Annotated in this window: 26 protein-coding genes and 1 tRNA gene; 13 read left to right on the top strand and 14 right to left on the bottom strand. The window is 72.8% G+C overall.

Going from position 1 to position 24640, the window contains the following annotated elements; all coding sequences use genetic code 11:
- Positions 1 to 5: 5 nt before the first annotated feature.
- Entirely contained in the window at positions 6 to 173 is a 168-nt protein-coding gene (locus tag ACQ1X7_RS05100) for a CGNR zinc finger domain-containing protein (protein WP_432477083.1), read from the bottom strand.
- A gap of 308 nt (positions 174 to 481) precedes the next feature.
- Between ACQ1X7_RS05100 and ACQ1X7_RS05095 the strand changes: the two genes are divergently transcribed.
- Positions 482 to 814 (top strand): hypothetical protein, encoded by a 333-nt coding sequence (locus tag ACQ1X7_RS05095; protein WP_432477082.1) that lies wholly within the window; start codon positions 482 to 484, stop codon positions 812 to 814.
- 18 nt (positions 815 to 832) lie between these two features.
- On the opposite strand, the gene ACQ1X7_RS05090 is transcribed toward ACQ1X7_RS05095, so the two are convergent.
- Entirely contained in the window at positions 833 to 2125 is a 1293-nt protein-coding gene (locus tag ACQ1X7_RS05090; protein WP_432477081.1) for a nicotinate phosphoribosyltransferase, read from the bottom strand.
- Positions 2126 to 2179: 54 nt separating this feature from the next.
- Here ACQ1X7_RS05090 and clpS point away from each other — a divergent pair, with 54 nt between their 5' ends.
- Together clpS and ACQ1X7_RS05080 are read left to right on the top strand one after the other, a co-directional pair.
- Positions 2180 to 2473, top strand: coding sequence for an ATP-dependent Clp protease adapter ClpS (gene clpS / locus ACQ1X7_RS05085; protein ID WP_432477080.1), 294 nt, complete (start codon positions 2180 to 2182; stop codon positions 2471 to 2473).
- 3 nt (positions 2474 to 2476) lie between these two features.
- Positions 2477 to 3061: a DUF2017 domain-containing protein gene (locus ACQ1X7_RS05080; protein WP_432477079.1), complete on the top strand. Its 585-nt coding sequence runs from the start codon at positions 2477 to 2479 to the stop codon at positions 3059 to 3061.
- A gap of 33 nt (positions 3062 to 3094) precedes the next feature.
- Here the strand turns inward: ACQ1X7_RS05080 and ACQ1X7_RS05075 are convergent, their stop codons facing one another.
- The 6 genes from ACQ1X7_RS05075 to ACQ1X7_RS05050 all read right to left on the bottom strand — a co-directional run bounded on the left by ACQ1X7_RS05075 (position 3095) and on the right by ACQ1X7_RS05050 (position 12505).
- Complete coding sequence (locus ACQ1X7_RS05075; protein ID WP_432477078.1) at positions 3095 to 5137, bottom strand: YhgE/Pip family protein; 2043 nt, start codon at positions 5135 to 5137, stop codon at positions 3095 to 3097.
- Entirely contained in the window at positions 5130 to 7961 is a 2832-nt protein-coding gene (locus ACQ1X7_RS05070; protein ID WP_432477077.1) for an MMPL family transporter, read from the bottom strand. The genes ACQ1X7_RS05075 and ACQ1X7_RS05070 overlap by 8 nt, the downstream gene beginning before the upstream one ends.
- Before the next feature lie 188 nt (positions 7962 to 8149).
- Positions 8150 to 9358, bottom strand: coding sequence for a DUF222 domain-containing protein (locus ACQ1X7_RS05065; protein WP_432477076.1), 1209 nt, complete (start codon positions 9356 to 9358; stop codon positions 8150 to 8152).
- A gap of 527 nt (positions 9359 to 9885) precedes the next feature.
- Complete coding sequence (locus tag ACQ1X7_RS05060) at positions 9886 to 10713, bottom strand: class I SAM-dependent methyltransferase (protein WP_432477075.1); 828 nt, start codon at positions 10711 to 10713, stop codon at positions 9886 to 9888.
- A gap of 386 nt (positions 10714 to 11099) precedes the next feature.
- Entirely contained in the window at positions 11100 to 11831 is a 732-nt protein-coding gene (locus tag ACQ1X7_RS05055; protein ID WP_432477074.1) for a DinB family protein, read from the bottom strand.
- A gap of 65 nt (positions 11832 to 11896) precedes the next feature.
- Positions 11897 to 12505, bottom strand: a complete 609-nt coding sequence (locus ACQ1X7_RS05050; protein WP_432477073.1) for a DUF1684 domain-containing protein — start codon at positions 12503 to 12505, stop codon at positions 11897 to 11899.
- Between the two features lie 74 nt (positions 12506 to 12579).
- Between ACQ1X7_RS05050 and ACQ1X7_RS05045 the strand changes: the two genes are divergently transcribed.
- Genes ACQ1X7_RS05045 through ACQ1X7_RS05030 form a run of 4 tightly spaced genes read left to right on the top strand, consistent with a single transcriptional unit; the run spans position 12580 to position 15436 of the window.
- Positions 12580 to 13011 (top strand): Mov34/MPN/PAD-1 family protein, encoded by a 432-nt coding sequence (locus ACQ1X7_RS05045; protein WP_432477072.1) that lies wholly within the window; start codon positions 12580 to 12582, stop codon positions 13009 to 13011.
- Between the two features lie 43 nt (positions 13012 to 13054).
- Positions 13055 to 13369 carry a MoaD/ThiS family protein gene (locus ACQ1X7_RS05040; RefSeq protein WP_432477071.1) on the top strand — a complete coding sequence of 105 codons (315 nt, stop codon included), beginning with the start codon at positions 13055 to 13057 and terminating at the stop codon, positions 13367 to 13369.
- A 4-nt stretch (positions 13370 to 13373) separates the two neighbouring features.
- Positions 13374 to 14324 carry a PLP-dependent cysteine synthase family protein gene (locus tag ACQ1X7_RS05035; RefSeq protein WP_432477070.1) on the top strand — a complete coding sequence of 317 codons (951 nt, stop codon included), beginning with the start codon at positions 13374 to 13376 and terminating at the stop codon, positions 14322 to 14324.
- A gap of 11 nt (positions 14325 to 14335) precedes the next feature.
- Complete coding sequence (locus ACQ1X7_RS05030) at positions 14336 to 15436, top strand: DUF3152 domain-containing protein (protein WP_432477069.1); 1101 nt, start codon at positions 14336 to 14338, stop codon at positions 15434 to 15436.
- Here ACQ1X7_RS05030 and ACQ1X7_RS05025 read toward each other — a convergent pair.
- Positions 15433 to 16326 carry an LLM class flavin-dependent oxidoreductase gene (locus tag ACQ1X7_RS05025; RefSeq protein WP_432477068.1) on the bottom strand — a complete coding sequence of 298 codons (894 nt, stop codon included), beginning with the start codon at positions 16324 to 16326 and terminating at the stop codon, positions 15433 to 15435. The genes ACQ1X7_RS05030 and ACQ1X7_RS05025 overlap by 4 nt on opposite strands.
- Positions 16327 to 16421: 95 nt before the next feature.
- Between ACQ1X7_RS05025 and murI the strand changes: the two genes are divergently transcribed.
- The gene (gene murI, locus ACQ1X7_RS05020; RefSeq protein ID WP_432477067.1) at positions 16422 to 17234 is read left to right on the top strand and encodes a glutamate racemase; all 813 of its coding nucleotides are present in this window, start codon (positions 16422 to 16424) and stop codon (positions 17232 to 17234) included.
- Positions 17231 to 17986 (top strand): MBL fold metallo-hydrolase, encoded by a 756-nt coding sequence (locus ACQ1X7_RS05015; protein ID WP_432477066.1) that lies wholly within the window; start codon positions 17231 to 17233, stop codon positions 17984 to 17986. Before murI ends, ACQ1X7_RS05015 begins: the two co-directional genes overlap by 4 nt.
- A 6-nt stretch (positions 17987 to 17992) precedes the next feature.
- Here ACQ1X7_RS05015 and ACQ1X7_RS05010 read toward each other — a convergent pair whose 3' ends face one another.
- Genes ACQ1X7_RS05010 through ACQ1X7_RS05000 form a run of 3 tightly spaced genes read right to left on the bottom strand, consistent with a single transcriptional unit; the run spans position 17993 to position 20166 of the window.
- The gene (locus ACQ1X7_RS05010) at positions 17993 to 18328 is read right to left on the bottom strand and encodes a TfoX/Sxy family protein (protein ID WP_432477065.1); all 336 of its coding nucleotides are present in this window, start codon (positions 18326 to 18328) and stop codon (positions 17993 to 17995) included.
- A gap of 12 nt (positions 18329 to 18340) precedes the next feature.
- Positions 18341 to 19006 (bottom strand): response regulator, encoded by a 666-nt coding sequence (locus tag ACQ1X7_RS05005; RefSeq protein WP_432477064.1) that lies wholly within the window; start codon positions 19004 to 19006, stop codon positions 18341 to 18343.
- Positions 19003 to 20166, bottom strand: coding sequence for a sensor histidine kinase (locus ACQ1X7_RS05000; RefSeq protein WP_432477063.1), 1164 nt, complete (start codon positions 20164 to 20166; stop codon positions 19003 to 19005). Before ACQ1X7_RS05000 ends, ACQ1X7_RS05005 begins: the two co-directional genes overlap by 4 nt.
- Before the next feature lie 132 nt (positions 20167 to 20298).
- Here ACQ1X7_RS05000 and ACQ1X7_RS04995 point away from each other — a divergent pair, with 132 nt between their 5' ends.
- From ACQ1X7_RS04995 to rdgB, 4 genes are all read left to right on the top strand, one after another.
- On the top strand, positions 20299 to 21225 hold the full coding sequence (locus ACQ1X7_RS04995) for an ABC transporter ATP-binding protein (RefSeq protein WP_432477062.1): 927 nt from the start codon (positions 20299 to 20301) through the stop codon (positions 21223 to 21225).
- Positions 21222 to 22025 carry an ABC transporter permease gene (locus ACQ1X7_RS04990; RefSeq protein ID WP_432477061.1) on the top strand — a complete coding sequence of 268 codons (804 nt, stop codon included), beginning with the start codon at positions 21222 to 21224 and terminating at the stop codon, positions 22023 to 22025. Before ACQ1X7_RS04995 ends, ACQ1X7_RS04990 begins: the two co-directional genes overlap by 4 nt.
- A gap of 83 nt (positions 22026 to 22108) precedes the next feature.
- A complete protein-coding gene (gene rph / locus ACQ1X7_RS04985) occupies positions 22109 to 22840 on the top strand; it encodes a ribonuclease PH (RefSeq protein WP_432477060.1) in 732 nt (243 codons plus the stop codon).
- The gene (gene rdgB, locus ACQ1X7_RS04980; RefSeq protein WP_432477059.1) at positions 22837 to 23469 is read left to right on the top strand and encodes an RdgB/HAM1 family non-canonical purine NTP pyrophosphatase; all 633 of its coding nucleotides are present in this window, start codon (positions 22837 to 22839) and stop codon (positions 23467 to 23469) included. Before rph ends, rdgB begins: the two co-directional genes overlap by 4 nt.
- Before the next feature lie 169 nt (positions 23470 to 23638).
- Here rdgB and ACQ1X7_RS04975 read toward each other — a convergent pair whose 3' ends face one another.
- Positions 23639 to 24520, bottom strand: a complete 882-nt coding sequence (locus ACQ1X7_RS04975) for a bile acid:sodium symporter family protein (RefSeq protein WP_432477058.1) — start codon at positions 24518 to 24520, stop codon at positions 23639 to 23641.
- 21 nt (positions 24521 to 24541) lie between these two features.
- Positions 24542 to 24615, bottom strand: a tRNA-Leu gene (locus ACQ1X7_RS04970).
- Positions 24616 to 24640 lie beyond the last annotated feature (25 nt).

Genomic DNA, 24640 nt, shown 5'->3' with positions numbered 1-24640 from the left:
CGACCCTATGACCGGGCCCGGCGGGCGTGGGCGGCCTGCTTGGCGCGGTTGCCGCACACCGCCATCTGGCACCACCGCCGCCGCCCCGAGGTGTGGACGAAGAGCCACCCGCAGCCGCGGCCGGGGCAGGCACCGATGCGGGGGCGCTCGACCCGGAGCTGGCCCGCCGCCACCAGGAAGGCGTCGCCGGGCCCGCGCCTCGGAGAGCGCCGTGGCCACCCGGGACGTCGCGGCCCGGCCGGCGTCACCGGCGAGCACGTCGTGGAGGTCGCCCCGGACCCCGCGGGCGCGCTCGACCTCGGCGTCGGCCTGACGCGGCTCCCGGTGCCCGCGGCGCACCAGCCGTGCCGCGGTGGGCTCGTCCATCAGGTCGTTCAGCCGCGCGGGTCACGAGGTGGTCGAGGCTGCGCAGGTAGTCCTGTCTCCGCGGGTCGTAGGTGTCGCCCCAACCCGCCCGGGTGTTGACGAGCTCGAGCGCGGGGTGACCGGCGACCTGGCGGGGCAGCACCAGGCCGTCCACCTCCATGAACCAGCTCATCGGGGCGCCACCTCCTGGACATGTCGCACCAGCGGGCGGACCGTCGACCTCGACCTGTCCGGCTTCGCCCGCACCCTGCAGCGTCCCGACGGGTCCCTCTCCCGCTACCAAGCGCTGGGCCCGGTGGGCTTCGGCTGGCCGACCGGCTCGGTCGGGCTGCCCCAGGGCTACTACGTCTTCGACGGCGAGCACGTCGTCCGCTTGCCCCGCCAGAAGCCCCGCCGGCTGGTGCGCGACCGCGGCACCGAGACCGACGTCTGCGCGCTCCTGCGCTGAGTGTGAGTCGGGCCGGCGCTACGGAAGGTGCACGGTCTCGAGGACCGGATCTCCCTTGCTCATCATCTGGATGGTGACGGGGAGCTCCGCCCTCGCGGCGGCGTGCCGCTCCCGTGCCGCCTCCAGCGGCTCCCGTCCGACGACCTCGCCGTCGCTCACCAGCGGCACCAGCAGGGCCCGGTCGTCCCCGTCGTCGACCGGCAGCTCCCCGATCCCGACAACCTCGGCCTCGGCCGTGCCGTCGGGGGCGCGGCGGCGCAACGCGAACTTGCGTCCGCCGACGGACATCTTGTCCTTGCTCCGCTTCGCCACCGACACCAGCTCGCCGTCGGGTCCCTCGCGCGCGACGAGCTTGTAGACGAACCCGCACGTCGGGTGCCCGCTGCCGGTGACCAGCTCGGTCCCGACGCCGTACGCGTCGACAGGGGCGTTCGCCAGGGCACCGATGGCGTGCTCGTCGAGGTCGCTGGTGACCACGATCCGGGTCGCGCCTGCCCCGAGCGAGTCGAGCTGGCGGCGCACCTGGTGGGCCAGCACGCCCAGGTCGCCCGAGTCGATGCGCACCGCCCCGAGGTCGGGCCCGGCCACCTCGACGCCGAGCCGGACCGCCTCGGCGATGTCGTAGGTGTCGACCAGCAGCGTGGTGCCGACCCCCAACGACTCCACCTGGGCGCGGAACGCGTCGGCCTCGGTGTCGTGGAGCAGGGTGAACGAGTGCGCCGACGTTCCCGCCGTCGGTACGCCGTGGCGATGGCGTGCGGCCAGGTTGGACGACGAGGCGAACCCCGCGACGTAGGCAGCCCGGGCGCTCGCCACCGCGGCCTGCTCGTGGGTGCGGCGGGACCCCATCTCGATGCAGGGGCGGTCGCCGGCGACCAGCGTCATGCGGGACGCCGCGGAGGCGATGGCTGAGTCGTGGTTGTAGACCGACAGCAGCAGCGTCTCCAGCAGCACCGCCTCCGCGAAGGTCGACTCGACGACGACGAGCGGTGAGTACGGGAAGTAGGCCTCGCCCTCGGCGTAACCCCAGATGTCGCCGTGGAACCGGTAGTCGGCCAGCCAGGCCAGCGTCGCCTCGTCCACCACGCGACTCTCGTCCAGCACGCCCAGCACCTCATGGTCGAAGCGGAAGTCCTCGAACGCGTCGAGGAACCGACCGACCCCGGCGACCACGCCGTACCGGCGACCCTCGGGCAGCCGACGCGGGAAGAGCTCGAACACCGAGCGTCGCTGGGCGGTGCCCGAGGCCAGCGCCGCCTGCAGCATCGTGAGCTCGTAGTGGTCGGTGAGCAGGGCCGTGGACGCGGTCACCCGGACACTGTGCCATCACCGGTACGGCGCCCGGGGCTGTGCGACGATGACCGGGTGTCTGCAGCCAGTCCCGTCGAGGTCGAGCCGACCCAGACGCCCGACGAGATCACGCTGGTCGAGAAGCCCTGGGCGACGATCGTGTGGGACGACCCCGTCAACCTGATGTCGTACGTGACCTACGTGTTCCAGAAGTACTTCGGCTACGAGAAGAAGAAGGCCGAGACGCTGATGCTCGAGGTGCACAACGACGGCAAGTCCGCGGTCAGCCACGGCACCCGCGAGGAGATGGAGCGCGACGTGCAGGCCATGCACGAGTACGGCCTGTGGGCCACCATGGAGAAGCAGTAGCCCGTGAGCGGATTCGCCCGACACCGTCGCAGCGGCCACGTGATCGCGACGTTCACCGGCTTCGAGGCCGACCTGCTGCGCTCGCTCGCCTCCCAGCTCGTCGAGCTGCTGCGCAACGAGGCCGCCGTGCCGCGGCACGACGCCGACCCGTTCGAGTCGCTCATGGACTTCAGCGGGCCCACGACCGAACCGGACGACCCGGTGCTGGCGCGCCTGTTCCCCACCGCGTACCACGACGACGACGAGGCGGCCGCCGAGTTCCGGCGCTACACCGAGGCGGGGCTGCGTGACGGCAAGGCCGCAGGAGCCGCCAGCGTCATCGACACCCTCGAGGAGGCCGGGCTCCCGACCGAGCTCACCGAGGAGGGGCTGGTCATCGACGTGGAGATCGACCAGGCCACGGCGGAGACGTGGGCGCGCACCTTCACCGACCTGCGGCTGGCGCTCGCGACCCGGCTCGACGTCGAGGAGGGCGACGAGGACTACTGGCTCTCGCTCCCCGACGACGACCCGCGCTCCCAGGCCTACGACATCTACCACTGGCTGGGACTCCTGCAGGAGACCCTGGTCGACGCCCTCGGCTCCTAGCCGGCGGGTGCGCCACCGGTCCCTGGGTCGCGCTCAGGCCGTCGCGGGCAGCATCCGCTGCCGTCGTACGACGACCGTGGTGCTGATCAGCGCCACGACGCCCCAGAGCACCATGACCGCCACGGCGCCGGCCACCGAGCCGACCTCGCCGCCGGACACCAGCCGGTTGGCGCCGTCGACGTACACCGTGAGCGGCATCAGGCCGTTGAGCGACTGCAGCGCCCCGGGTGCGGTCTCCAGCGGGAGCACGTTGGCGAGGGCCGCGATCTGGACCAGGAGGAACAGGCCGAACAGCGCCACGCCCGCGGCGCCCAGGGCCAGCCGGAACGCGTAGCCGATCGCCGAGAAGCACACCGCGGCCAGCAGCGAGAACACCGTCAGCGACACCGCAGACTCCACGCTGACCCGGGTCAGGGCCAGGGCCAGCAGCACCGCCAGGCCCTGCAGCACCGCCAGGCCGAGCACGGGGAGCAGCTGGGTCATCGCGATCCGGCGCGACGACACGGGGGCCAGCGCGAACCGCCGGCTGGCCGACACGTCGGCGCGGGCGGCGCCGGCGAGGGCGGCGAGCCAGAGGATCACGCCGACGATGGCCCCGAGCAGCCAGCCGTTGTCGTGCTGCTGGTGCTGGGTGCTGTGGCTCAGCAGCACCGGCTGGCTGACCGTCGCCTCCAGCGCCTTCTTCTGGGACTTCGAGTACGTCGGGCTCTTGCGGGCCTGCTTGTCCAGCCCCTGACGCAGCTTCTGGGCCCCCTGGTCGGTCTCGGCGGCGCTGCTGCTCAGGGTCTCGCTGCCCGAGGCCAGCGAGGAGCCGGCCTCCGAGGTGGCGGCCGTGCCTCCGGCCAGCGTCCCGGCGGCGGTGTCGACCTCCGCCGCGGCGGTGGCCAGCCCGGCCGCGCCTCCCGCGAGGCTGTCGGCACTGCGGTCGAGCCTCCGCCCGGCGTCGGCGACCTCCCGGGTCCCGGTGGCCAGTGCGCGGTCGGCGGCGGCGAGCTCCTCGGCTCCCTTCGCCAGCTTCCTGGCGCCGTCGGCGACCCCGGCGCTGGTGCGGGCCTGGATCTGGCCGCCCACATCGAGGACCACCGACCTCGCCCGGGCCACGCGGAGCCTCGCGCAGAAGCGCGGCCTCGCGCCGGACTCACGGCACACACTCACGAGGTCGCCCATCTGCTCGCGGAGCCGGTCGGCCACGACCGCGAGCCGCGCGGACCCCCGCGCGATCAACGCCGTCGGCCGGACGGTGCTCCGGGCCCGATCGGCGTACGTGCCGGCGCTGCGCGCCAGCCGGCCGGCGTCGCGGGCGATCCCGCCCTGGGCTGCGGTGAGCCGCCCGACGCCACCCGCCAGCTCCCGTGAACCCTGCCGCAGCTCGCTCGCCCCGGCGCTGGCGCCCGCGGTGCCGGTCTCGAGCTCGGCGGCCCCGCTGGCCACCTCGCCCAGGCTGGAGGCGAGCTCCTGGGCGCCGGAGTCCAGCTCGCCGGCACCGGCGGCGAGCTGCTCGGTCCCACCGGCGAGCTGGTCGGCGCCCTGGGCGGCTTGCTGGTTGGCACTGGCGAGCTGGTTGAAGCCGTCGTACACCTGCCCGAGGTAGGACTGGGTCACCTGGGTGCCGAGCGCGTCAGCGGCCGCGGTGACGACCGCGTTGCTGATGAAGGGAACGGTCTGGCTGGCGGCCGCGTTGCTCTGCAAGGTCAGCTGGCCGCTGGTCGGCGAGGAGGATCCGGTGGAGACGATCGCCGCCGAGAAGTCCGACGGGATCGTGAGGACGGCGTAGTAGGTCCCGTCGCGCAGGCCGGCCGAGGCGTCGTCGGCGTCGGTGAGCGTCCAGGCGAGCTGCTCGCTACCGGAGGAGGGGCTGGTCAGCGAGGCGGAGAGGGCCCGCCCGGCCGCCATCGGCTGCGGGTCGGTGAGGATCGTGTCGTCGTTGACGATCGCGACCGGGACCCGGTCGAGCGCTTCCTGCCGGCCGGCCGTGGACCACACCAGCACCCACGCGGCCAGGAGCGGCAAGAGCACCGTCACGGTGAGGGTGGTGGGCCAGTGCCGGCCCCTGGTGCGGCTGGTCGTGTCAGCCATGGGTCACCTTCCTCTCCGTCCGCGGGGACGGATCCGGTGGGGCGGGAGCAGGATGCGGCTCCCGCTCGAGCAGGACGACCGCCGGGCCGCGGTCGGCGAGAGCCGCGGCGAGCCGCTCGGCCCGGTCGCGGTCGTCGGTCAGCAGCAGGTCGTCCAGCCCCGTCAGCACGACGACCTCCACTCCCTGGGCCAGGGCCTGTGCGGCCTCGACCACGGCGGGGCCGAGGGCCGGCGAGGACGCCGAGCCGAGGGCGTCGTCCAGCTCGGCGACGAGCGCGAGGGTGCGGTCGACGTGCTCGCGGCGGCTGTGTCGACGTGGACTCGCCACCCTGGCGGTGGCGCTCAGGTGGCGGCGTACGGCGTCCTCGTCGCGCTGGTCACGGCCGAGCTCGACGAGGGTCGCCACCCGGTTGACCTCCTCGCGCTGCTCGGGCAGCAACCGGCCGGCCACGACCAGCTCGCCGCCGCGGTGGCGAGTCCTGCCCACCAGCACATGGCCGAGGGTCCGCTCGTCCACGTCGACGGGGACGTCGACCCGCGTGACCTCACCCGGGGCCGCGTCGACGTCGAGCGCGGGGCCGCCGACGGGCAGCACGATCCCGCGAGCGTGCAGGGCGGTCGGTCCGGCGGTGGCCGCCCAGTCGTCGTAGTTGATCTTGCGGTGGAGGGCCGCCCCTTCGACGTCCACCTCCGGAAGCACCCGGTCGAGCCAGCGCGGCAGCCACCAGGCGTGGCGGCCCATGAGGACCATCACGGCCGGGACGAGGGTCATCCGGACGATGAAGGCGTCGACCGCGACGCCGACGGCGAGGCCGAGGGCGATCGGCTTGATCGTGGAGGAGCCGTCCGGGATGAACGCGATGAAGACGCTGGTCATGATCATGGCGGCGGCGGTGACCACCCTCGACGAGGCGCGGAAGCCCTGGATCACCGCGTCGTGGGCGTCACCGGTCTGGACGTACTCCTCCCGCATCGCCGAGACCAGGAACATCTCGTAGTCCATCGCCAGGCCGAACAGCACGCCCATCACGAAGATCGGGAGGAAGCTGACGATGGGCGCGGCCGACTGGCCCACGAACGCGTCCAGCCACCCCCACTGGAAGCCGGCCACGACGGCGCCGAGCGCCGCCCCGACCGAGAGCAGGTAGCCCAGCGTGGCCTTGATCGGGACGGCCACCGACCGGAACACCACCATCAGCAGCACGACCGACAGGCCGATGACGAGGGCGCCGAACGGCAGCAGGGCGTCGCCGAGCCGTTGCGAGACGTCGATGTTCACCGCCGTCGTCCCGGCCACCAGGATCTCGCTCACCCCGAGCTCGTCCTCCCAGCCCGGGCTGCGGTCGCGCAGCTGCTGCACCAGCTCGCTGGTCGACGGAGCGGTCTGCCCCTCCCGCGGCACCAGGGCGACCAGGGCGGTGTCGGCCTCCTGGTTGGGCGTGGCCTGGAGGATGTCCACCACGTCGGGGACCGCGGACACCTTCGTCACCATCTGGTCGACGGTCTTCTCGGGGTCGGTGCTGGTGATGATGTCGGCGGAGACCGATAGCGGAGCGTTGTAGCCCTCACCGAACTCGCGGGTGATGGCGTCGTACGTCAGTCGCTGCTGGCTGCCGGCGGGTGCGGTGCTGTTGTCGGGCAGCGCCAGGTCGAGGCTGGCGAACGGGATGGCCGCGATGCCGAGGATCACCAGCACGCCGGCGACGGTCAGCAGGGGGACCTTGGTGACGATCCGGACCCATCGCGTGGCGAAGCCGGCGCCGGGCTCGCGTGGCGGCGTCTCGGCGTGCCCGGAGTGGTGGCGACGCAGCCGCTTCTCGCGACGGGGCTTCGGGCGCAGTCGCTCACCCAGCAGCAGCGCGACGGCCGGCAGCAGGGTGAGCGCCAGCAGCACGGCGATCGACACGGCGCCGGCCGCGGCGAGTCCCATCACGGTCAGCACCGGGATGCCGGCGATGGTCAGGCCGGTCAGGGCGATCACCACGGTCGCCCCGGCGAACACGACCGCGCTGCCCGCGGTCGCCAGGGCGCGCGACATCGACTCGGTGGGGGAGTGCCCCTCGCCCAGGTGGCGCCGGTGGCGGGACAGGATGAACAGGGCGTAGTCGATGCCGACCGCGAGTCCGAGCATCTCGGCGAGCGTCGGGGCGCTGCTCGACACCGTGGTGATCGAGGTGAACAGGACGATCGAGCTCAGGGTCACCCCCACACCGATGAGCGAGGAGAAGATCGGCATCCCCGCGGCGAGCAGCGAGCTGAAGGTGACGGCCAGGATCAGGTACGACACCAGCAGACCGAGCAGCTCGGGCACCCGGCTGGGCTCGGAGGTGTCCCCGTAGGCGTCGCCGCCGACCCAGGTCTCCAGGCCGCTCGAGCGGTCGGGCGTTCCTGCGTCGGTGACCTGCTCGAGCAACCCGTCCGACGGGGTGTCAGACGTGAACCGCACCTGGATGATCGTCGAGGTGCTGTCGGCGGAGACCAGCGGGTAGTCGCCGGTCAGGGGGTCGCCGGCGGCCACGCCGGGGAGGGCGTCGATCCGCTTCGCGACGTCCTTGACCTGCTGGGCGGCGGCGCTGTCGGTGATGGCGCCGGACCTCGCGCGGACCATGACCTGGCCGCTGGTGCCGGTGATCCCGAACCGTTCGGCGAGCACGTCCTGCCCCTCCTGGGACTGGGTGCCGGGGATCACGAACGTGTCGTCGTAGTGGGTGCCGAGCATGGCGGCACCACCGACGAGGCCGGAGAGGATCAGCCCCCAGGCGGCGAGCACCAGGCCACGGTGCCGGGCGATCCGGCCGCCCAGCCGGAACAGGAACATCGACATGCGCGACCCCCGTCCGTCGCAGCCGGGGCCGACGGTCGTTCCCGGCGCCCGAGGATCGACCCAAGTCCTCGCCATGATGAACTGCCGGCCCGTGGCGCGCAACGGTGCGCCGCGCGCCCAACCGTCGCCGCGCGCCGGCTTGCGCGCGGGGTGGGACGTGGTCTCCGCACGGAGCGCGACCCGGCGGCCTATGTCCGCAGCCTGACCTGGGTGGGCCTTCGGTGGAGCAGCCGGTGGTGGTAGCCACAGAGGGGGACCATGTCGGCGAGGTCGGAACGGCCCCCGCGGTGCCACGCCCGTCGGTGGTGGAGCTCGCACCAGGCGTACGGCGTCTGGCAGCCGTGGGCGGCGCAGCTGGTGTGTCGGGTGGCACCGGCGACCCGCTGGGCCTCGCCGAACAGTCGCTGTTGGCGGCCGAGGTCGAGAGGGAGGCTCGCGCCGTCGAGGACCGCGGGCACGAGCCCGGCCTGGCACGCCAGCCGGCGTGCCTCGGCGGCCGACACCAGATCACCGGTGTCGAGGCGGGCGGCGCGCAGCTGGCCGCGGAGAGTTTCGAGGTCGATCGTCACCACGACGGTGGCCGCGACCTTGCCGTGCAGCCGATCGGTCGGCAGGTGCTCGAGAACCTCGGCGAAGGCGATGCCGCGCGCGTGGACGGGGTCGCGGTCGGCGACTCGGGCCGCCCCGGTTCGGCGCGGGGCGGTCATCGCGTCGAGCACCTTGCGGAGCACGGCGGCGGCGAGGCTCGGCACGGTGGAGTGGCCGCTCGTGGTGCCGTCGCCGTTGTCGTGAAGGGTCAGCCGGGCCCGCGCACGGGCGGCTTCCTCCTCGTCCTGGAGGAGCCCGTCCTCGTGGGCATCGACGGCCGCACGGTCGCGCTCGACGGCTTCCAGGGCCCGACGCGCCACGCGGCTCAGCTGCACCGGGTCGAGGCGCTCCGCCTTCCGTACGAGCGACTGCTCCACCGTTGCCCGGGCTGCGGGGGTGGTCCCCGCCGGCAGCGTGCGCACGGCGTCCGCGATCACGGTGGCGTGCTCGCTCGAGAGCGCCCCGTCGCCCAGGGCCCGGGCGGTCTCCGGCAGCCCCTCGTCGAGGGCTGCGGCCAGCCGCACCTCCCGCGCGCTCCGGGCCTGGCCACCACGGGTCCGGGAGGCCAGCCAGGCACCGGTCGAGGAGTGCCCGGTCGACTCCGCAACCCGTGCCGAGTCGGCAGCCGCGAGCAGCCTCAGCTTCAGGGCCTCCAGACGCCGGATCCCCCGCTCACACTCCACCACGGCCGCGGTCACACCGTCCGTACCCGCGTCCACCGCGCCCAGCTCGTCCAGAGCCGCGTGGACCGCCGCCACCACCGCAGCCGGGTGCCCGGCTGCGGTGACGAGGTCGGACGGCGTGGGCATGGCGCCACTCTATTCGAACAAGAGTTCGATCTACGGTGCCATGCACACGCCTGTGGAGAACCTGCGCACGGCCGGCGCTGTGGACGCGAAGCGGCACATCCTCCCCCCGGGACTCGGGCCCGACCGCTCAGCCGATGAGCGTGCTCAGCCACGGGACGGGTCGGAGCTCACTGTGCCCCGGTGCTGCGTCACCTGCTGTCTCGGATCTGGGGCACTGTCGTGCCTCGCTACGTCCCGATGGCCAGTGATCCGGCGCCTGTGCGGAGGATCCCGGTCACCCGCTGACCTGGTTCTACCGCACTGTCATCCGCTGAGCGTGCGCCCGATCAGCCCTGCTCGGCGCCCCTCGGTGCGAGCCTCGCGCAACCTGCAAGTTCAGTGGCCCAGGGCTGGCCCCGCACCGAAGCGCACCGGAATCACCCCCCTGTGACGCTGACTCTGATTTCGCGTGAGCGGGAGAGGACGCGACCGAGCAGAGGGCCGTCACGTGACGACAGGCGTCTCCCGCGGGTGCGCGGCGCTCGGTCTCATGGCTCGGCGTGGCCCAGGTCGACACGGCAGTTCACGTACCGGTTGAACGGTGTGACCGTGCCGTCCGCCGCGACGTCGGCGAAGCGAAGTCTCAAGGCGATGACGTTCTCGCGGAAGGTCCGGAAGTCTCGCTGGCTCAGGGTTTCGCGCAGCCGCTCGAGGATCGGTACGCCACGCATCGCCTCCCACCAGGCATCCACCGACGGTTGCGGGTCGACGTAGTGAACGTGCTCGGTGATCCCGATGGAACACCCTGGGAACCAGCGCCGAAGGGCTTGGGAGTCGGACCACGCGTACTCGTCAACGGTCGGCGCCGCGTCGGCGCTGGAGACGTAGCGTTGCACGATCCGCAGAACTTCGCCGTTGAAGGAATCCGCCGGGTACGCCGTGAAGTGCGCGGTGCCCATCGGTTTCAGCACGCGGGTGATCTCGGCCGCCGCTCTGCTCGGCCGCGCGGCGTAGACGACGCCGAAGTTCGAGAGGACCATGTCCATGGTCGTATCCGGGACGGGGAGGGCTTCGGCGTCTGCGACCTTCCAGTCGATTTCGAGGCCCTCGAGGGCGCTGCGCTCGATGCCTTGCCGAACCTGGTGCGGGGTGATGTCGACCGCGGTCACCCGGGCACCACGCCGCGCGGCTGCGATCGCTACGTTGCCGGTCCCGGCACCCACGTCGAGGACGCTCTGGCCGGAGGTGGGGCCTGCCGCGTCGACCAGTGCCCATGCGAGCGACTCCTGCTGACGGGCCAGATGCTCGGTGTCCCCAGAGCTGTAGACAGCGCGCTGCTCCTCGCGCCATCGCTCTGCCGCGACATCGTCGAGCACGACACCGATCGTAGGGCCTCTGACCGCCTTGCCTCGATCAGCAGCCGGGGACAACCGGACCCCGCGCCACGTCACCGCCCGCTCATGCCCTGTCAGTCACGGCAATGCGTGACCGCTCATGGCTCCGAGCGGGCGCCCGTGAGCGGTCAGCGTGCCGTCCCGAAGCAGTCACTCTCTGCCCGATGGAGGCGGCGGTGGCTGGTCCACCGCTGCAGGTGTGAGAAGCGTGGAGGACTCACCGCCGACGGCGAACTCACGCTCACGCCGCCGATGGTGCGCACCTGCCCCCGAGCGCGCAGTGGCACGAGGGAGCTTCGCCGCTCCGCGCTGCGACCGGAGCGTCACGGGCAAGGGGGCGGCCCCGCGAGGGGTGAGGTGGGAGGTCCTCAACGCTCCGGCGACGCAGTCCGTCGGCGCGCCAGCTTGTCGAGGTCGCGCACGCAGAAGCCGTGGTGGGCGAACTCCTCGTTGAGCACGGTGCCGACGCACTGTCGCACGGTCCGGCCCCGGGCGTAAGGGGGCCAACGGTCGTCGTCCGGCACCGGTGCGGGCTGTGCGAGGAGGTCGGGCGTGGTCTCGGCGAGCCAGGCCCCGATCTCGGAGGATTGGGTGGCGCGCACGGCGAGCACCTCCTCGAGGCTGACGTGGGCGGAGGCGTCGAGGCTGCCTTCCGCCTCCATCACGAGCGACGGTCCCAGGCCCATCGGCGTGAACGACTCCGTCAGTCCGAGGACACAGCGCCGGAACCACGAGTCGTGCACGAACACCAGGTGGCGCAGGGTCTGGACGGCCGACCACTCGCCGTCGACCCCGACGTGCTCGCTGCCCTCAGGCAGGGCCTGGAGTCGCGCGGCGGTCGCCGTCCAGTCGTCGCGCAGCTGCCGCCAGGCCTCCCGCAGGTCGGCCGGCTCGTCGGAGCGGAGGAGCAGGCGGACCGGGTGGCGGCGGTCGAGCTCGGCCTCGACGTAGGCGGTGACCTCGACGCCGTTCACCACGAGGTTGGTCACCAGGCCGTCGATCTCGGCGTCCTGCATGACGACGCCGACCAGCCGAGCCCGACTCAGGTCGCACTCACGGAACTCAGCGCCGGTGAGGTCCTCGTCCTCGAAGTGCCGCATGCCCGACAGGCTAGGGCGCGCCACCGACACCACCCAGACCCCCGCCGGTCGGGACCGCGCGGCCGTCAGCCGGCCAACTCACCCACCGGTACGACGGTGTCGCTCCGGTTGCCGGCGGGGGCGAGGGGGCAGGCCCACGACGGGTCGTAGGCGCACGAGGGCGGGTACGCGAAGTTGAGGTCGACGACCAGGTGGTCGCGGTCACCGCCCAGGTCGGCACCCTTGACGGTGTCGAGCAGGTAGCGGCCGCCGCCGTACCCACCATCGGGCTTGCCACAGCCCGCGTCGCGCAGCGGCAGGAACACGCCGCCGCCGTAGGCCGCCAGCCGCCACACGTCGAGGTCGCCGACCCCGGGCAGCCTCACCACGCCGAGCCGCTCGAACGGCACCACGCCGTCGGTCCCGGTCTGCGGCTCCCACGACACTGCCGGCGCGGGGAGCACCGGCACCTCGAACCGCCAGTCCGGGTCGTACGGCGCCACGCGGAGGCCGCTGAAGCCGGCGCGGTCCTCGGGCAGCAGCGGGCTGGCGGGGTGCCCGGCGAACAGCTCGTCACGCCCCCTCCGCCAGAGCGCGTGGCCGGCCGCGGGGTCGGCTTCGGCGCGCACGGCGGCGTACAGCGCGAAGACCCGGCGCCGCCAGTCCACGATGTCGAGCGGGTCGAAGTCAGGCACCCGACGAACCTACGGGCCGCGCCCACATGCTGGCAGGGGGAGGGGGGCGCGCAGGCAGTCAATACCCTTGGGACGTGCTGACCATCGAGCAGGCGACGTACGACGCGATCGTCGCGCACGCCAAGCGGGACCACCCCGACGAGGCGTGCGGCGTGGTGGCCGGTCCCGCGGGAACAGACCGCGCCGAGCGGTTCGTCGAGATGGTCAACGCCGCCGGCAGCCCGACCTTCTACGAGTTCGACTCCACCGACCTGCTCGAGCTCTACAAGGAGATGGACGAGCGCGACGAGGAACCCGTCGTGATCTACCACTCCCACACGGCCACCGAGGCCTACCCGAGCCGCACCGACATCGGCCTGGCCATGGAGCCCGGCGCCCACTACGTGCTCGTGAGCACCCGCGAGCACGGGAATAACGAGGGACCCGTGGAGTTCAGGTCCTACAGGATCGTCGACGGCGAGGTGACCGAGGAACCGGTCTCCGTCGTCGGCGCCCTTCCGTGCTGACGGCCCCGCTGCAGCCCGCCCCCGAGAAGCTCAGGAGTTCACCATGGCCATCGAGGTCCGGATCCCGACCATCCTCCGCACCTACACCGACGGCGAGAAGGCCGTCACCGGTGAGGGCGGCAGCCTCGCGGCGCTCATCGACGACCTGGAGGCCAACCACCCGGGGATCAAGGACCGCCTCGTCGACGTCTCCGACGACAGTGCCGACCTGCGCAGGTTCGTCAACGTCTACGTGAACGACGAGGACGTCCGGTTCATCGGCGGCCTCGAGGCCGAGCTGAGCGACGGCGACCAGGTCGTCGTGCTGCCCGCTGTCGCCGGCGGAGCCGGCGCGTCGGCAGGGCGGCCGGTCCGATAGCTCGATGACGCGGTACGACGACCTCCTCGCCTCGGTCGGCGGCACGCCGCTGATCGGGCTCCCGGGGCTGTCGCCGAGCCCCGACGTACGGCTCTGGGCCAAGCTCGAGGACCGCAACCCCACCGGCTCGATCAAGGACCGCCCGGCCCTGAAGATGGTCGAGATGGCGGAGAAGGAGGGGCGGATCCGGCCCGGCTCCACCCTGCTCGAGCCGACCAGCGGCAACACCGGCATCTCCCTGGCGATGGCGGCGCGGCTCAAGGGCTACCGGCTGGTCTGCGTGATGCCCGAGAACACCTCCGAGGAGCGGCGCCAGCTGCTGCGGATGTGGGGCGCCGAGATCGTCTCCAGTCCCGCTGCGGGGGGCTCCAACGAGGCGGTCCGGGTCGCCAAGGAGATCGCGGCCGAGCACCCCGACTGGGTGATGATGTACCAGTACGGCAACGAGGCGAACGCGCTCTCCCACGAGGAGGGGACCGGGCCCGAGCTGCTCGCCGACCTCCCCGAGATCACCCACTTCGTCGGCGGGCTCGGCACCACCGGCACCCTGATGGGGGTCTCCCGGTTCTTCCGTCGTGAGAAGCCGGGGGTGCGGATCGTCGCCGCCGAGCCGCGCTACGGCGAGCTGGTCTACGGGTTGCGCAACCTCGACGAGGGCTTCGTCCCCGAGCTCTACGACGAGGCCCTGATCGACGCGCGGTTCTCGGTCGGGCCGCGCGACGCCGTACGCCGGGTGCGGGAGCTGCTCGACCTCGAAGGGATCTTCGCGGGCATCTCGACCGGGGCGATCCTGCACGCCGCACTGGCCCAGGCCACCAAGGCGGTCAAGGCCGGCGAACGCGCTGACATCGCGTTCGTCGTGTGCGACGGTGGCTGGAAGTACCTCTCCACCGGCGCCTACGAGGGCACCGTCGACGAGGCCGAGGAACGACTCGAAGGGCAGCTCTGGGCATGAGGCGCTGGGTGGTGGCCGTCGTCGCTGTGCTGGCCGCCCCCCTGGTGCCCGGCACCCCGGCCGCGTCCGCCGCGGACCCGCCCGAACCGACCGCCGACCCGACGGTCACCGGCGACCCGGTCTACCGCGGTCGGCTGGTGGCCGACGAGGGCACGTGGGAACCGGCCGAGGGGCTCACCTTCAGCTACCGGTGGCTCCGCGACGACCGGCGGATCAACGGCGCCACGGCACGCAGCTACCGGCCCCGGCTCGCCGACATCGGAGAGCGCCTGTCCGTCGAGGTCACCGCCACCGACGAGCTGGGCGAGTCCGCGTCGGCCGTCAGCCGCCGCACCACCCGGGTCCGCCGGGCCGAGCTGGTGCTCCGGCAGCGACCCGCGGTCACCGGGACCCGCCGCTACACCCACCGGCTGACCGGCGACCGCGGGGACTGGCAGCAGGTGAGGGTCTCGACGTCGTTCCGCTGGCTGCGCGACGGGAAGCCGATCGCCGGCTCGCGGCAGAAGCGCTATCGGCTGAGCCACGCCGACGTCGGCCACCACGTGCGCGTGCAGGTGACCGCCCGCAAGGAGGGCTACCGCGTGGCGCGGGTCACCTCGCGCCCCGGTCGCGAGATCGGGCACCGGGTCGGCGTACGACGCACTGCGACGTACCGGATCGAGACCCGGGGCCGGATCACCGCCGACCTGGGCGTCTTCCGCCGCCAGGTCGCCGAGACGTTCGCCGACCCGCGCGGCTGGCGCTCGGCGGGTGTCGCGTTCCGGCGCGTGGCCCGGGGCGGCGACTTCTCCGTGGTGCTCGCCGAGGCGTCGCGCGTGCCGGGGTTCTCCTCGGTCTGCAGCGCGCAGTGGAGCTGCCGGGTGGGCCGCTACGTGATCATCAACCAGCTGCGGTGGCAGCACGCGTCGCCGTCGTGGAACCGCGCCCACAGGTCGCGGCGCACCTACCGGCACATGGTCCTCAACCACGAGACCGGTCACTGGCTCGGTCACGGGCACCTGGGGTGCCCGGGGCGGGGGCGCCCCGCGCCGGTCATGATGCAGCAGTCGAAGGGCCTGGCCGGGTGCCGCCACAACCCCTGGCCGCTGCCCTCGGAGCTCTGGGCGCGCTAGAGGCGGGGGAGCACCTGCTCGGCGACCAGCTCGAGCTGTCGCGGGTCCTCGCCGATCGGCCAGAGGTAGACCCGCGAGCACCCGGCCTCGGCGTACGCCGACAGCAGCTCGGCACATCGACCGGCCGGGCCGACGCACACGTGCGTGAGCAGCGCGTCCGGATCGGCGGACAGCATCGGGGCGAGGTGTCGGCGCAGCACCTGGGCGGCCTCCTCCTCGTCCTCGGTGACCCACGTCCACATGGTCGCGAGCGCGGCGGGGAGGTCGTCTCGGCCGGCCTCCGCCAGGGCCTCGCGGAGGAGGCTGCGGCCAGCACGGAAGCGCTCCGGATCGGTGTGGTACGCCGATGCCAGCCAGCCCTCGCCCCGCCTGGCCACCCGGCGCAGCCCGGCCGGCGACCCCCAGCTGGCCAGCCACAGCGGGATCCCGCCGGGGCGGACCGGACCCGGCTCGAGGTGTCCTCCCGGAGCCGGCTCGCCGCGCAGCACCTGACGCAGCAGCGCGGCGTCGAGGTCGAGCCGACGCCAGCGGTCGTCGAAGTCGACACCCACGGCAGCGAGGTCGGTCCGCGACGACCCGGCGCCGATGCCGGCGACCACGCGACCGCCGGAGACCACGTCGAGCGCGGTCAGCGCCTTGGCCAGCGGCAGCGGCCCCCGGACGGTCGGCAGCGCCACCGTGGTCGCGAGCTCGAGGTCCCCGGAGTGCTCGACGACAGCAGCCAGGGCCGTGAGGCCGTCCAGCCACGGCCGGGAGAAGAAGAGGTGGTCGTTGGCCGACACCGCGGCGTACCCGGCGTCGCGTGCGGCGCGGGCGCTCTCGGTGACCCGTCGCAGTGACAGCCCTTCCCCGGTGAGGTCGACCTGCGGCAGGTGGACGCCGAGGTCCATCCCGGCATTGTCCACCACGGCGACCGGGACCAGCCGACGTGACTTCGGTCGCGTCGACGTGCCGTCGGGGCGCCGCGCACGTAGCCTTCTCTGCTGTGCAGGCCGCGACCGCCGATGCGCCCATCGGCATCTTCGACTCGGGCTTCGGTGGTCTCACCGTGGCCCGGTCGGTCATCGACCAGCTGCCGCACGAGTCCGTCGTCTACCTGGGGGACACCGCGCGGCAGCCCTACGGGTCCAAGCCGATCGCGGAGGTGCGCGAGTACGCCCTGGAGTGCCTGGACCACCTGGTCGAGCGGGGCGTCAAGGCGCTGGTCATCGCGTGCAACTCGGCCAGCGCGGCCGTGCTGCGCGACGCCCGGGAGCGGTACGACGTCCCGGTCGTCGAGGTGATCCTCCCGGCGACCCGGCGCGCCGTCGCCGCGACCCGCAACGGCCGGATCGGCGTCGTGTGCACGCGCGCCACTGCGGAGTCCCTGGCCTACGACGACGCGTTCGCGGCCGCGCCCCACGTCGACCTGCTGACCCGCGCGTGCCCGGCGTTCGTCGACTACGTCGAGGCGGGCGTCACCGGCGGCGACGAGCTGCTGGCGCTCGCGCACGACTACCTCGACCCGCTGGTCGAGGCGGGCGTCGACACCCTGGTGCTCGGGTGCACGCACTACCCCCTGCTGACCGGGGTGATCTCGCTGGTGATGGGCGACGAGGTGACGCTGGTGTCGAGCGCCGAGGAGTGCGCCAAGGACGTCTGGAAGCTGCTGTCGGCGACCGGCCTGATGCGTCCCGACGGCGAGGCGGCGTACGAGTTCCTGACCACCGGGACGCCCGACGACTTCGCCGCGGTCGGCCGGCGGTTCCTCGGACCCGAGATGGCGGTCGCCTCGCAGTTCGCCGGTGGTCTGCGGTGAGGCTCACCGTGATCGGCTGCTCGGGGTCCTACCCCGGTCCCGAGTCGCCCGCGAGCTGCTACCTCCTCGAGGCGGAGGACGAGGGGCGCACCTGGCGGATCCTGCTCGACCTCGGGTCCGGCGCGCTCGGTGTCCTGCAGCAGTACGTCGACCCGCTGTCGATCGATGCGGTGTTCCTGAGCCACCTGCACGCCGACCACTGCCTCGACCTGTGTGGCTACTACGTCCTGCGCAAGTACCACCCGGACGGTGCCCAGCCACGGATCCCCGTGTGGGGACCCGAGGGCACGGCCGACCGGATGGCCCGCGCCTACGACCTGCCGACGACGCCGGGGATGAACGCCGAGTTCGACTTCCGGGCCTACGGCGACCCGGTCGAGCTCGGCCCGTTCCGGGTCGAGCCGGTCCCGGTCGTGCACCCGGTGTCGGCGTACGGCCTGCGGATCAGCGCCGACGGCACGACGGTCGGCTACTCCGGCGACACCGGCCCGTGCGAGGGCCTCGACCGGGTCGCGAAGGACGTCGACCTGCTGCTGGCCGAGGCGTCGTTCCGCTCCGGCGACGACAACCCGCCCGACCTCCACCTGACCGGCGCCGACGGCGGCGGGGCGGCCACCCGGGGCGGTGCTCGCCGGCTGCTGCTGACCCACGTACCGCCGTGGTTCGACCGCGAGCACGCGGCGGCCGAGGCACGCAGCGTCTACGACGGCCCGGTCGAGCTCGCCCGGTGCGGCCAGACGTACGACGTCTGAACGCTGTCAGTCCTTCGGCGGAAGCGTGCGGGCGTGGGCCACCCCGCGGCGGGCCCACTCGGCGAGAGCCTCGTCGGACGCGACCGCCTCGGCCGTGACGCGGAGCCAGCCGGTCATGGCCCGCCCCCGCATCTCCATCGGGACCACGCCGACCCCGTCGACCAGCGCCTCGCCGGCGGCCGGGTCGACGCGCACCATCAGCCCGCCCTGGCCGCTCACCCCGACGGCCATGTGGCCGTCGACGAGGAACGCGAGACCGCCGAACATCCGCTTCTCCTCGAGCCCGTCCTCGCCGCCGATGGTGGAGCGGACCCGGCCGGCGAGCTCCTCGTCGTACGCCACGGTCGTCCTCCTTCAGAGCAGGCCGGCGTCGTGGACGACGATGGCGATCTGGACGCGGTTGGTCACGTCGAGCTTGTCGAAGAGCCGCGAGACGTGCGCCTTGACCGTCGGGACCGAGAGGTGGAGCTCACCTGCGATCTCGGCGTTGCTCAGGCCGCGCCCCACGGCGAGGGCGACGTCGCGCTCCCGATCGGTGAGCGTCTCCAGCCGGCGTCGCGCGCCGGACGTGCGGTCCTCGGCGGCCACCGTCCGCACCCGGTCGATCAGCGAGCGGGTCGCGGTGGGGGAGAGCATCGGCTCGCCCGCCGCCACCCGCTTGACCGCCTCCAGGAGGTGGGCCGGCTCGGTGTCCTTGAGCAGGAAGCCGTCGGCGCCCGCCGCGATCGATCCGAGGACGTGCTCGTCGGCGTCGAAGGTCGTGAGCACGATGACCCGCGGTGGGTCGGGTCGCCGGTGCAGGGCCCGGGTCGCCTCCAACCCGCCCAGGACCGGCATCCGGAGGTCCATCAGGACGACGTCGGGGCGCAGCCGAGCCGCCGCGTCGAGGCACTCACGGCCGTCGGACGCCTCGCCCACGACGGTGACGTCGTCGCGACCGCCCATCATCAGGGTCAGCGCACCCCGCACCAGCGGGTCGTCGTCGACCACGAGCACCCCGACGCTCGTATCCGAGGTCATGCGGGCCACGGTATCCACCCGCGCAGCACCCATGTCGGTCCCTCGCGGCGGTAGTCGAGCCGGCCGCCGTGCAGGTCCGCCCGCTCGGACAGCCCGATCAGGCCGAGCCCGGAGCCCGGCGTCTGCGACCGCGCGAAACCGACCGGGTTCCGGAGGAGCACCTCGAGGCCCTCGCCCGGCCCACCGGTGATGCACACCGACAGCCGGCTGCCCGGCGCGTGCTTGTGGGCGTTGGTGATTCCCTCCTGGACGATCCGGTAGACCGTGCGCCCGACCACGACCGGCACCTCTCCGTCGACCACCCGGTCCTCGAAGTCGACGGTGAGCCCGGCGCCGCGTGCCTCCCCGACCAGCTCCGTCAGGTCGGCGTACGTCGGCTGGGGCCGGTCGAGCACCTCGCCGGTGCGGTCGTCACGCAGCACGCCGAGGACGGCGCGGAGGTCCTCGAGCGCCTCGTGGGAGCGCTCCTGGATCCGCTGCGCTCCCTCCCGCATCTCGTCCGGGGTGAGGTCGGTGCGGAACCCGAGCGCGCCGGCGAGCACCGAGATCTGCGAGATCCGGTGGGCGAGCACGTCGTGCATCTCGCGGGCGATCCGCGCGCGCTCGGTGGTACGGGCCTGCGCGACCCGCATCTCCTGCTCGGTCTCGGCGCGCTCGGCCCTGGCCCGCAACGTCCACAACAGCTCTCGGCGGGAGCCGATGTACATGCCCCAGCCCAGCATCCCGGCCGTGATGACGACGTTGAACGCGAAGGTGAGCCAGATCGGGTCGCGCACGGCGGGTGCGACCTGCCAGTCGTTGTAGCCCTGCGCCGCCACGATGCCCACGACGGCGACCAGCAGCACCGGCCGGATCCGCTGGCGCGTCGCCAGCGACACCGCCGCGAGGGTGGCCGGGCCGGCGGCGATCCCCGACGCGACGGTGAAGGCGCCGGTGACCACGGCGACCAGGAGGGGGTGCCGGCGGCGCCAGAAGACCAGCACGTACGCCGCGAGGCCGAGGACGACGTCCACCCAGAACAGCCACGGGCGCTCGGTCCACTGGTAGCGGACCACCATCGACCAGACCAGGCCGGAGAGCACCGCGCACACGGCGAGCCGCCAGGTGTGCGCCCACGGCGTCAGCCGGGGCTGGTACTGCTCGGGGGTCGGTTGGTCCACCGGAGCAGGCTAGGCCGCCCACCGACGGGTTCCCAGCCTGCCGACGACCATGCTCGACCCCTACTTTGGTCACCCCGATCGTCTGCCTCCGACGGATGCGCGGCCGCGGTGGCCCCCGGCAGGATGGACCGCATGATCGAAGTCCGTGGCCTCACCAAGTCCTACGGCGGCTTCACCGCCGTCGACGACGTCTCGTTCACCTGTCGGCCGGGTCGGGTCACCGGCTTCCTCGGCCCCAACGGCGCGGGCAAGACGACCACGATGCGTGCGATGGTCGGGCTCACGCCGCCCACCCGCGGCCTGGCCACCATCGGAGGCTTGGCCTACCACGACATCCCCAACCCCGGTCTCCACGTCGGAGTCCTGCTCGACGCCTCCGCGCAGCACGCCGGTCGGACCGGCCGCGAGGTGCTCACGATCGGCGCCCGCACCATGGGCCTCCCCGACTCCCGGGTCGAGGAGATGCTCGAGCTGGTGTCGCTCACCGGGAACGAGGCCAAGCGGCGGATCCGCAACTACTCGCTCGGCATGCGGCAGCGGCTCGGCGTGGCCCACGCGCTGCTCGGCGACCCGTCGGTGCTGATCCTCGACGAGCCGGCCAACGGCCTCGATCCGGCGGGCATCCGCTGGATGCGCTCGCTGCTCAAGCAGTACGCCGACCGCGGTGGCACCGTGCTGCTGTCGAGCCACCTGCTCCACGAGGTGGAGCAGATCGCCGACGAGATGATCCTCATCGGACGGGGCCGGATCGTCGCGCAGGGCGACCGCCGGTCGTTGCTCGCCGAACGGCGCAGCGGCACGCTGACCACCGCCGAGGACAACGAGGCCCTCGCCGCCGCCCTGAAGGCGGCAGGCCTGACCGCCCACGTCGCGGGCGAGGGGCTCCGGGTCGATGCCGAGCCGGTCGAGGTCGGCCGGGTCGCTGCTGCCGAGAGCATCGTGCTGACCGAGCTCCGGGGCGCCGACGGCGGTCTGGAGAACCTCTTCCTCGAGCTCACCGCCGAAACCCAGCGCGAGGGACACCCCGAGGCTGCCACCGACCAGGGAGGCCGGGCATGACCACCACCACCGACAACACCAGTGACGCACCCATGGAGCTCGACGTCAGCGCGACCCCGGCGGTGCCGTTCACCCGGCTGGTCCGGGTCGAGCTCCGCAAGGCCCTCGACACCCGGGCCGGACGCTGGTTCACGTTCTCGATCATCGCGCTGTGCCTGATCGTCGTGACCATCTACGCCCTGGCGGCGCCCGACGACGCGCAGACCCTGGGCAACGTGCTGGGGGTCTCGGGAGCCGTCCTCGGCTACTTCCTGCCGGTCCTGGTGATCTTGATGCTCACCAGCGAGTGGAGCCAGCGGACCGGTCTGGTGACCTTCACCCTGGAGCCGCACCGCGGTCGCGTGGTGGCATCGAAGTTCGTCGCCGCGCTGCTGCTGGGGGCCGGGCTGATCGCCGTCGCCTTCGCGGTCGCCGCGTTCGGCACCGTACTCGGGGGTGGCGAGTGGACCATCGACACCGGCGTGGTGCTGGTCAACGGCTTCGTCGTCGCCAACCTGATCGGGATCCTGCTGGGCTTCGCCATCGGCATGCTGCTCATGAACACCCCGGCCGCGATCGTCACCTACTTCATCTACAGCCTGGTGCTCCCGATCGCCGTGGGGATCCTCTCCAGCTTCCAGGAGTGGTTCGCCGACCTGGCTCCCTGGATCGAGTTCAACACCGCCCAGGGCTCCCTGTTCACCGGAGACCCGGTGCCCACGGGCGAGGAGCTGGGACAGCTCCTCGTCAGCGGGACGATCTGGCTGGTCGTGCCCTTCGTGCTCGGGCTGTGGCGCCTGCTGCGCGCCGAGCCCAAGTAGCCCCCCCGACTCGGTGGGCCGGGACCCTCCACGGGGGTGGGGGCCCGGCCCACCGACTTCCTGCGCACCCTAGGGTCGGCGACATGACCGACTCTCCCGCGCGCGCGGACGGCCGCGCCGACGACCAGCTCCGCCCGATCACCCTCACCCGGCACTGGCTCGACCACGCTGCCGGGTCGGTCCTCGTCGAGTTCGGTCGTACCCGCGTCCTCTGCGCGGCGTCGGCCACCGAGGGGGTCCCGCGCTGGCGGAAGGGATCGGGCCTGGGGTGGGTCACGGCCGAGTACGCAATGCTCCCGGCCTCGACCAACACCCGCTCGGACCGCGAGTCGGTCAAGGGGCGGATCGGTGGCCGGACCCACGAGATCTCCCGGCTGATCGGCCGGTCCCTGCGCGCGGTCATCGACTACGGCGCGCTCGGGGAGAACACGATCGTGCTCGACTGCGACGTGCTCCAGGCCGACGGCGGCACCCGGACGGCCGCGATCACGGGGACGTACGTCGCGCTGGCCGACGCGGTCGACCACCTCCGGTCCCAGGGTGCCCTGACGGGGGAGCCGTTGACGGGCTCGGTCGCCGCGGTGAGCGTCGGGATCATCGACGGCGCACCGCGGCTCGACCTCCCCTACGAGGAGGACGTCCGCGCCGAGACCGACATGAACGTCGTGATGACCGGCGACGGCCGCTACGTCGAGGTACAGGGAACCGCCGAGGGGGCGGCGTTCGACCGCTCCGAGCTCGACGCGCTCCTCGGCCTGGCCGAGAAGGGCTGCGCCGACCTGACGCGGCTGCAGCGGGAGGCGTTGGGCTCGTGACCCCGGCCACCGACGCCGTCCCGATCTTCCTGGCCTCGCGCAACGGCAAGAAGCTCGCCGAGATGGAGCGGATCCTGGCCCCGCTCGTGCCGGGGGTCCGGGTGCTCGGGCTCGAGGACGTCGTGGCCTACGAGGAACCGGTCGAGGACCAGCCGGACTTCGCCGGCAACGCGCTGCTGAAGGCCCGCGCCGGCCTGACCGCGACCGGGCTCCCGACCCTCGCCGACGACAGCGGGCTCTGCGTGGACGCGCTCAACGGGATGCCCGGGGTGCTCTCCGCGCGGTGGTCGGGCCGCCCGAAGTCCGACCACCGCAACAACGAGCTGCTGCTCGAGCAGCTGGCCGACGTGCCCGACGAGCGACGGGGCGCCCACTTCACCTGCGTGGTCGCGTTCTGCCACCCCGACGGCACCGAGCTGGTCGTCGAAGGTCGGATGGACGGCCGGATCGTCCACGAGACGCGGGGGAGCGGCGGGTTCGGCTACGACGTCGTCTTCGCCGCGGTCGAGCACCCCGAGCGGACCACGGCCGAGCTGGACCCGGACACCAAGGACGCGACCAGTCACCGGGGCCGGGCGCTGCGGGCGATCGCTCCGCAGGTGGCTGCCGCCCTGCGCGGTCGGTCCTGAGGGCCCGGGTGTCGGTTTCCCCGGCTGAGCGGGGAAACCGACGGTTGGCGGCCGAAACTTCCCCCGCCAACCGACAGACTCGCCCACGAGCCTCGAACGGGGGAGGAGCCGGGGCACCGCGCGACTCCCGGCCGGCGATGGCGGAGCCACGTCCCGGCCGAGGGCGTGGCTAGGTCACCGCCGGTTCGGCGTCCGACCGCAACCGGCGCCGGCGCGAGATCGCCATGCCCCACCCAGCGGCCAGAGGGAACATCAGCAGCGAGTAGACCGCGGCCGGGACCGAGATCTCGGTCGACCCGAGGACCTCGACGGCGACGAAGATCGCGAGCGTCCCGTTGTGCACGCCGATCTCGAACGACGACGCGACGGCCTGGTCGTCGGCGACGCCGACCGATCGCGGCACGACGTACCCGACCATCAGGCTGAGCGCGCAGAAGACCGCGGCGATCAGGCCGACGTCGGCGAGGTAGCCGCCCACGTCGTCGCGCTGGTCGAGCAGGATGCCGACGATCAGCAGCGCCAGGATCACCGCCGACCCGATCCGGACCGGTCGGTCCATCCGCGCCGCGAACTGCGGGCTCCGGGACCGCACCAGCATGCCGACGCCGACCGGGACCAGGATCAGCACGAACACCTTCACGACCTCGACCAGCGGCATCGAGACGCTGTCGGACTGGTCGAACCAGGCGATCGTGAGATTGGTGATGAGCGGGAGGGTCGCGATCGCCACGACCGAGTTGATCGCCGTCAGTGAGATGTTCAGGGCGACGTCACCGCGGAACAGGTGGCTGAACAGGTTCGCCGTCGTCCCTCCCGGCGAGGCGGCCAGCAGCATCATCCCGATGCCGAGCAGCGGTGGCAGGTCGAACAGCAGCACCAGCCCGAAGCAGACCAGCGGCAGCAGAACCAGCTGGCACCCGAGCGCGACCAGGACCGCCTTCGGGTGCTCGCCGACCCGGCGGAAGTCGCGGACCGTGAGGTCGAGCCCCAGCCCGAACATGATGATGGCGAGCGCGATCGGCAGGCCGACGGTGCTGAGGGCGGAGTCCATGGCCGGACTGTAGTGATGGGGTGCGCCCGGCGAGAGTCGAACTCGCACTGGCCAGGACCTAAACCTGGTGCCTCTCCCTGTTGGGCTACGGGCGCCGACATGTTGAGTTGGGCTTCGCTG

The sequence above is a fragment of the Nocardioides sp. GXQ0305 genome, from assembly GCF_050880345.1.
In the GTDB taxonomy this organism is placed as follows: domain Bacteria; phylum Actinomycetota; class Actinomycetes; order Propionibacteriales; family Nocardioidaceae; genus Nocardioides.
This window is presented reverse-complemented; position numbering and strand designations above follow the sequence as displayed.

Excerpts from the sequence above, each read along its gene's own strand:
- ACQ1X7_RS05075 (WP_432477078.1), bottom strand. The coding sequence starts at position 5,137 with ATGGCTGACACGACCAGCCGCACCAGGGGCCGGCACTGGCCCACCACC.
- ACQ1X7_RS05070 (WP_432477077.1), bottom strand. The coding sequence starts at position 7,961 with ATGTCGATGTTCCTGTTCCGGCTGGGCGGCCGGATCGCCCGGCACCGT.
- ACQ1X7_RS05065 (WP_432477076.1), bottom strand. The coding sequence starts at position 9,358 with ATGCCCACGCCGTCCGACCTCGTCACCGCAGCCGGGCACCCGGCTGCG.
- ACQ1X7_RS05055 (WP_432477074.1), bottom strand. The coding sequence starts at position 11,831 with ATGCGGCACTTCGAGGACGAGGACCTCACCGGCGCTGAGTTCCGTGAG.
- ACQ1X7_RS05040 (WP_432477071.1), top strand. The coding sequence starts at position 13,055 with ATGGCCATCGAGGTCCGGATCCCGACCATCCTCCGCACCTACACCGAC.
- ACQ1X7_RS05035 (WP_432477070.1), top strand. The coding sequence starts at position 13,374 with ATGACGCGGTACGACGACCTCCTCGCCTCGGTCGGCGGCACGCCGCTG.
- ACQ1X7_RS05025 (WP_432477068.1), bottom strand. The coding sequence starts at position 16,326 with ATGGACCTCGGCGTCCACCTGCCGCAGGTCGACCTCACCGGGGAAGGG.
- ACQ1X7_RS05005 (WP_432477064.1), bottom strand. The coding sequence starts at position 19,006 with ATGACCTCGGATACGAGCGTCGGGGTGCTCGTGGTCGACGACGACCCG.
- ACQ1X7_RS04995 (WP_432477062.1), top strand. The coding sequence starts at position 20,299 with ATGATCGAAGTCCGTGGCCTCACCAAGTCCTACGGCGGCTTCACCGCC.
- ACQ1X7_RS04990 (WP_432477061.1), top strand. The coding sequence starts at position 21,222 with ATGACCACCACCACCGACAACACCAGTGACGCACCCATGGAGCTCGAC.
- rph (WP_432477060.1), top strand. The coding sequence starts at position 22,109 with ATGACCGACTCTCCCGCGCGCGCGGACGGCCGCGCCGACGACCAGCTC.
- ACQ1X7_RS04975 (WP_432477058.1), bottom strand. The coding sequence starts at position 24,520 with ATGGACTCCGCCCTCAGCACCGTCGGCCTGCCGATCGCGCTCGCCATC.